The organism is Azospirillum sp. UFLA03-27 (assembly GCF_059803775.1).
The window spans coordinates 1-6,107 of record NZ_JAUQTX010000328.1; the positions used below are offsets into that span (position 1 = coordinate 1).

Below are 6,107 nucleotides of genomic sequence, written 5' to 3' on the forward strand. Positions count from 1 at the left end.
GTTATAGTCTCGTGGGCTCGGAGATGTGTATAAGAGACAGCCAGAAGATCTACCCGAAGGCGGCGCGCGGCCGGTTCCGCCGCATCAAGTCGGCGCTGATGGTGAGCCTGCTGGCGCTGTTCATGCTGCTGCCCTGGCTGCGCTGGGATCGCGGGACCGGCCTGCCGAACCAAGCGATCCTCTTCGATCTGGACAGCCAGCGCTTCTACCTGTTCGCCCTCGAACTCTGGCCGCAGCACATCTACTACCTGACGGGCGCGATGATCCTGGCGGCGGTCGGCCTGTTCCTGGCGACCGCGCTCGCCGGCCGCGTCTGGTGCGGCTACACCTGCCCGCAGACGGTATGGACCGACCTCTACGTGAAGGTGGAGGAGTGGATCGAGGGCGACCGCGGCGCCCGCATCCGGCTGGACAACGGTCCGCGCAACGCCGGCTGGCTGGCCAAGAAGGCGGCCAAGCACGCGGTCTGGCTGCTGATCGCCCTGGTGACCGGGGCCTCGGCCCTCTTCTACTTCGTGGACGCGCCGGGCTACGTCGCGGACCTGCTGCGCTTCCAGCCCGGGCCGGTGGCGACCGGCTGGATCCTGTTCATGTCCGCCTGCACCTACGCCATGGCCGGCTTCATGCGGGAGCAGATGTGCGTCTATGTCTGCCCCTGGCCGCGCATCCAGGCCGCCCTGCTGGACGATGAGAGCCTCACCGTCACCTATCAGGACTGGCGCGGCGACGGCCGCGCGCCGCTGCGCAAGGAGCAGAGCTGGACGGAACGTTCCGCCGAAGGGCTCGGCGACTGCATTGACTGCAAGGCCTGCGTCCAGGTCTGCCCGACCGGCATCGACATCCGCGACGGCCTGCAGATGGATTGCATCAGCTGCGGCCTGTGCATCGACGCCTGCGACGACGTGATGGGCCGTATCGGGCGCCCCGGCGGGCTGATCCGCTACGACACCCAATCCGCTCAGGAGGCCAAGGCCGTGGCCCGCAAGCCGGAGCCCTACCGGCTGGTTCGCCCGCGCACCATCATCTATTCGCTGGTGATGCTGGTGGTCGGCGGGATGATGACGCTCGGCGTGCTGCTGGAGCCGACGGTAGACGTCTCCGTCCTTCGTGACCGGGCGCCGCTTTACGTCACCCTGTCCGACGGCGCGATCCAGAACAGCTACACGGTCAAGATCTCCAACATGACCCGCGCCCCGCAGGGCTACCGGCTAACGGTCTCCGGCCCCCGCGGCGCCAAGGTGACGGCGGTTGGTAGCGAGGCAGTTGGTGGCGGGGCTGCCGATGGCGCGGCGCCGGTGCTGGGCGCCGAACCCGACACGGTGCAGACCCACCGCGTCCATGTCCGCGCCCCGGCGGGAGTCGCGGTGGCCGGCTCCATGCCGCTGACCCTCACCCTGACCCGCCTCTCGGACGGGGTGGTCCATCAGGCCGAGACGGTGTTCCTCGCCCCCTGATGCGGTTCAAAGGGGACCGTCGCGGTCGCGGCGGTCCCGCGGGGCGGTGTGGCCGATGATGGCGCTGAAGCCGAACAGCAGAAGCAGGACTCCCATCACGATCTCGATCCCGCAGATCAGCCGTACCGCCCCCGTCACCGGGTGGATGTCGCCGTAGCCGACCGTGGCGAAGGTGACCAGCGAGAAGTACAGCCCCTCCGGAAAGGTCAGGTCGCGGCGCACGCCGTCGATGATGAAGTTCGGCTCCACCATGAAGCGGTCGAGGATGGTGTAGAAGGCGCCGAACATGATGATGCACAGCGAATAGAAGGTCAGAAAGGCGAAGGCCGGCAGCACCAGCCGGGCCGCCTGCTGGAAGAAGCCCTCGAACAGCAGCCCGGCGTCGAGCAGGAAGACGGCGATATCGCGGGCGACCAGCGCGACGACGACTCCGATGGCCGACATCGACAGCAGGAAGATCGCCGTCAGCATCTCCGGCGACACCTCCCGTCCCGGCAGCAGGAAGGTCAGCGCGCCGATTCCCCAGACCGGGGCCATCCACAGGAAGATGCGGTCGAAATGCCCGCCGTCGCGCAACCGCCGCGACATCACGATGCTGCGGATCGTGTTGGCCCGCCACCACGCGCCCCCCAGGAAGGCGATCAGCGGGATCGCGAAGGCGGCGGCCTGGATGTGCGACGGGATGCTGTGGAAGTTGCTTTCCAGGAAGAAGACGAACACACAGGCGTAGACGCCGATGAAGTTCGCCAGGGCAAGGCTGAAGAACTGGCTTCCCGGAAACAGATAGTGGAAGGCCCCGACGACGAGGCCGACCGACCCCAGCAGGGCGAAAGCGAGATCGCCCGACACCGAGCGGATGGACAGGGCGATCATCCCCTGCATCAGCGCGGTCAGCACCGCGCCGGTCAGCCAGGACCGGCGGGCGCGGGGCCGGGACGTATGGGCGGGGCCGGCGGCCTTGCTGGAGCGGCGGTCGGGGAGGATCTGGTCCATGCGCGAACCGGTTGTCGGTGGTGCCCACCTTATAGCGCCATGGCCGGTCCCGATGGCAGGACTTTCAACCGCCCTCCCCCAACGGGCTTTACGGTAAGCCTACCAGCCGCCCGTGCTCAGCCAGCGCTCCACCATGTCCAGCCGGTCCCAGCCCCAGAAGGGTTCGTCGTCGACGATCACGAAGGGGGAGCCGAAGACGCCGCGGTCCACCGCCGCGTCGTTCTCGGCGCGCAGGCGGTCCTTGACGGTCTGGTCCTGGAGGGCCGCGGCCACCGCCGCCCGGTCGTGGCCGAGCGTGCCGGCGATCTCCACCACCGTTTCGGCGGGGCCGATGTCGCGCCCCTCCCCCCAATGGGCGTGGTAGAGGGTGCGGGCCAACAGCTTCGCCTGCTCGGGATGCTCGTCGGTCAGCCAGTAGAAGGCGCGCGACGCAGCGACGCTGTTGGCGGGGGCCGAGTCGGGATAGGTGAAGGGCGCGTTGGTCAGCCGGGCGATCCGGCCCACGTCATGGACCAGATACTCGCCGCGCAACGGCTGCTGGAGGTTCGGCTTCATCCCCGTCACCTTGAAGATGGCGCCGAGCAGGATCGGGCGCCACGTGACGGTGCGGCCATGCGCCGCAGCCAGTTCCTCGATGCGGCGGCTGGCGAAATAGCCGTAGGGCGAGGCGAAGTCGAAGTAGAAATCGATGGGGTCGGCCATCCGCGCATCCTCCCGGTTCTGCTTTTCCGGAAAGGCTAACGCGCGCCGAAGGTTCCGTCCAGCCGCCGACGGCTGGACGGGATTCAGACCGTCTTCACCTTGGCGTCGAAGACATAGCCGGCGCCGCGCTCGGTCTTGATGATCCGCGGTTCCTTCGGGTTCGCCTCGATCTTGCGGCGCAGGCGCAGGATCAGCACGTCGATGGAGCGGTCGAACACCTCCGCCCCGTCGGCACGGGTCAGGTCCAGCAGCTGGTCGCGGGTCAGCACGCGCTGCGGGCGCTTCACGAAGGCGGCGAGCAGGCCGAACTCCGCCTTGGTCAGTTCCACCTCACGCCCTTCCTGGCTGCGCAGGCGCTGGGCGGTCAGGTCCAGTTCCCAATTGGCGAACTGCACCACGGCGCGCAGGTCGTCGGGGCTGCGCGGAGGACGGCCCTCGCCGGAGACGCGGCGCAGCACGGCCTTGATGCGGGCCAATAATTCGCGCGGGTTGAACGGCTTGGTCAGATAATCGTCGGCGCCCAGTTCCAGCCCGACGATGCGGTCCACATCCTGGTCCTTCGACGACAGGATGATGACGGGAATGTGCGATTCGGTGCGGATCTGGCGGACCAGCCCCAGCCCGTCGCCGTCGGGAAGCCGCAGGTCGCAGACCACCAGATCGACGGGATCGCCCTCCAACGCCTTCTTCGCCGCGGCCGTGTCCGGTGCGGTGGTCACGCGGTAGCCTTCCGAAGCCAGATAGGATTCCAGAAGTTCGCGCACCGGCTCATCATCATCGACCGCGAGAATGTGCATGGCCGTTACCTCCCGTCCTCTTCATAGCTCACCGCCATGGGTGCACGCAATCGGTTACAAGCCCGTAACAGGCACCCGTTGCACGACCGATGGGTGAATCGGCTGAAACATCCTGCCGTGCGATCGAAACGAAAAAGCCGGTTTCCTGAAATCACGCGGTCATCACAGGTTGGTTTATTCCTCTCAGCCGCGAGGCGAAAGGCAAAAGCCCGCACCGAAGGGGAATGACCATGCTCGTGCTCGACCAGTGCCTGGAACGGATGGCTCATCTCGACCGCGCCGACCGCCTGCTGAACGAGGTGCGCGTCTACAACAACCGCCTGCCCATCCGCGAAGCGTTGGCCCAGCACCGCGCGCTGCTGACCGAGGCCCGCCGCCACATCGAATCGGCGCGCACGCTGGTCGGCGAGCCATGAGCCGGAGACGCGGAACGCTCAACAGCGCGCGGTGACCTCGATCTCGATCTTCATGCGCGGGTCGGCCAGCGGGCAGACCATGGTCGTGCCGACGGGCGGGCGATCGCGGAATTCCTCCGCCAGGATCGGCTGAACCCGGGGGAAATCGGCGGCGTCGGCCAGATAGACCCGCATCCGCACCACGTCCGACAAATCCGCCTCCGACCGCCGCAGGGTCCGGCGGATGTTGCGCAGGGTTTGGCGCGCCTGCTCCTCCACATCGCCGGCCATCGTCCGGCGCTCCGCATCGAAGCCGGAGGTGCCGGACACGAACACCCACCGCCGTTCCGGAGCGTCCGCGGCCCCCGTCACACGGCCTGCCACGAGGGCCCGCGGGGCGTCCCCGCGCCAGCAGCCGGACCCATGTCCGGCCCCGCTCCCGCCAAGATCCATGGCATTTCCATCCCTTATTGTTCGTGTTCCTTATAGTCGTCGGAACCGACCTGGCGCCTTTATGTCACAGAGGGCTGAAGCCGCACAAACCCTGACCGGCGGCGGTTCCGCGGCATGTCGGCGCGGTTCGCGTCTTTCCGCCTGCCCAATTCTTTCCCAAATCAAAGCGTAAGCCGGGCAAGGAAGCCGGGCCCAGCCTGTCAGGCGCAATCTGTCAGGCCAAGAACGCCCAATCGTCCATAACGGGAGAAACCCGCATGTCCGGGATCACGAAAGCCGCCCTCTTCACCCTTGCCGTGCCGCTGCTGGCCGCGCCCGCCCTGGCGGCGGAGCAGCCGCCGGGAGCGCTGGCGCTGAAGCGGGTGCTGCTGTCCACCGGCGGCGTCGGCTATTTCGAGCATGAGGCGCGCGTGTCCGGCGACGCGGCGCTGACCCTGGAGGTGCGCCGCGACCAGGTGGACGACGTCCTGAAGAGCATCGTGGTCTACGATGACCGCGGCGGCATCGGCACGGTGGACCTGCCCGGGCAGGAGCCGCTGGAGACCGCCTTCCGCGAACTGCCCTTCACGCCGGAGGATCTCGCCTCCCCCAGCGCCCTGCTGAACGCCATGAAGGGGGCGGAGGTGCAGACCAGCGGCTCCCGCGCGGTGTCGGGCCGGCTGCTTTCGGTGACGGAGGAGTACATCCAGCTTCCCAACGGCGGCGGCACCGTCACCCGCAACCGCGTCAGCCTGATGACCGCGGAAGGGCTGCGCCAGCTCCTCCTGGAGGAAACCGATTCCCTGCGCTTCGCCGACCCGCGGGTGCAGGCGCAGCTCGACTCCGCGCTGGCCGCCGTCGCCGGTGCGGCGGGCAAGGAGCGGCGGCGCCTGACCATCCGCACCACTGCTCCGCAGGCGGACGCGGGCGCTGAGCGCACCGTGCGCGTCGCTTATGTGGTGGCCGCTCCGCTGTGGAAGGCGACCTACCGCCTGACCCTGCCCGAATCAGCGAAGGGGGCCGAGGGCGGCACGGGCGACCTGCAGGGCTGGGCCGTGCTGGAGAATCTCAGCGGCGACGATTGGAAGGGGGTCGAACTGTCGGTGGCGTCGGGCAACCCGGTCACCTTCCGGCAGGCGCTCTACTCCGCCTATTTCGTCAACCGTCCGGAGGTGCCGGTGGAGGTTCTGGGCCGCGTCCTGCCGCCCCCCGACGAGGGCGCCGTGGCCGCCGACGTGATGGCGAAGGCCATCGAACCAGCCGCCCGCTCGCGCGCCTCCGCCGAGTCCGGCGCCCCCACCGCCATGGCCCTGTCTCTTATACACATCTCCGAG

The 6,107-nt window shown here is 68.3% G+C and carries 6 protein-coding genes and 1 pseudogene; 3 read left to right on the top strand and 4 right to left on the bottom strand.

The genetic code is table 11. The features are described 5' to 3' along the window. The first annotated feature begins 11 nt into the window (after positions 1-11). Positions 12-1,454, top strand: coding sequence for a cytochrome c oxidase accessory protein CcoG (ccoG, locus tag Q4I23_RS29630; RefSeq protein ID WP_498528592.1), 1,443 nt, complete (start codon positions 12-14; stop codon positions 1,452-1,454). Positions 1,455-1,460: 6 nt separating this feature from the next. Here the strand turns inward: ccoG and Q4I23_RS29635 are convergent, their stop codons facing one another. The 3 genes from Q4I23_RS29635 to Q4I23_RS29645 all read right to left on the bottom strand — a co-directional run bounded on the left by Q4I23_RS29635 (position 1,461) and on the right by Q4I23_RS29645 (position 3,946). Next, entirely contained in the window at positions 1,461-2,447 is a 987-nt protein-coding gene (locus Q4I23_RS29635) for a potassium channel family protein (protein ID WP_454020965.1), read from the bottom strand. A 99-nt stretch (positions 2,448-2,546) separates the two neighbouring features. After that, positions 2,547-3,149 (bottom strand): 2-hydroxychromene-2-carboxylate isomerase, encoded by a 603-nt coding sequence (locus Q4I23_RS29640; RefSeq protein ID WP_014199879.1) that lies wholly within the window; start codon positions 3,147-3,149, stop codon positions 2,547-2,549. 83 nt (positions 3,150-3,232) lie between these two features. Beyond that, on the bottom strand, positions 3,233-3,946 hold the full coding sequence (locus Q4I23_RS29645; RefSeq protein WP_237907980.1) for a response regulator: 714 nt from the start codon (positions 3,944-3,946) through the stop codon (positions 3,233-3,235). 224 nt (positions 3,947-4,170) lie between these two features. On the opposite strand from Q4I23_RS29645, the gene Q4I23_RS29650 reads away from it, so the two are divergent. After that, complete coding sequence (locus Q4I23_RS29650; RefSeq protein ID WP_247893004.1) at positions 4,171-4,362, top strand: hypothetical protein; 192 nt, start codon at positions 4,171-4,173, stop codon at positions 4,360-4,362. Between the two features lie 18 nt (positions 4,363-4,380). Here the strand turns inward: Q4I23_RS29650 and Q4I23_RS29655 are convergent, their stop codons facing one another. Beyond that, a complete protein-coding gene (locus Q4I23_RS29655) occupies positions 4,381-4,713 on the bottom strand; it encodes a Rid family hydrolase (RefSeq protein WP_454020963.1) in 333 nt (110 codons plus the stop codon). A gap of 338 nt (positions 4,714-5,051) precedes the next feature. Between Q4I23_RS29655 and Q4I23_RS29660 the strand changes: the two are divergent. Next, a pseudogene (locus Q4I23_RS29660) lies at positions 5,052-6,107 on the top strand (hypothetical protein); the annotation flags it as partial.

What these genes read in the sequence shown, in the direction of transcription:
- Q4I23_RS29645 (WP_237907980.1), bottom strand. Translation starts at nt 3,946, where the DNA reads ATGCACATTCTCGCGGTCGATGATGATGAGCCGGTGCGCGAACTTCTG.
- Q4I23_RS29640 (WP_014199879.1), bottom strand. Translation starts at nt 3,149, where the DNA reads ATGGCCGACCCCATCGATTTCTACTTCGACTTCGCCTCGCCCTACGGC.
- Q4I23_RS29635 (WP_454020965.1), bottom strand. Translation starts at nt 2,447, where the DNA reads ATGGACCAGATCCTCCCCGACCGCCGCTCCAGCAAGGCCGCCGGCCCC.
- Q4I23_RS29650 (WP_247893004.1), top strand. Translation starts at nt 4,171, where the DNA reads ATGACCATGCTCGTGCTCGACCAGTGCCTGGAACGGATGGCTCATCTC.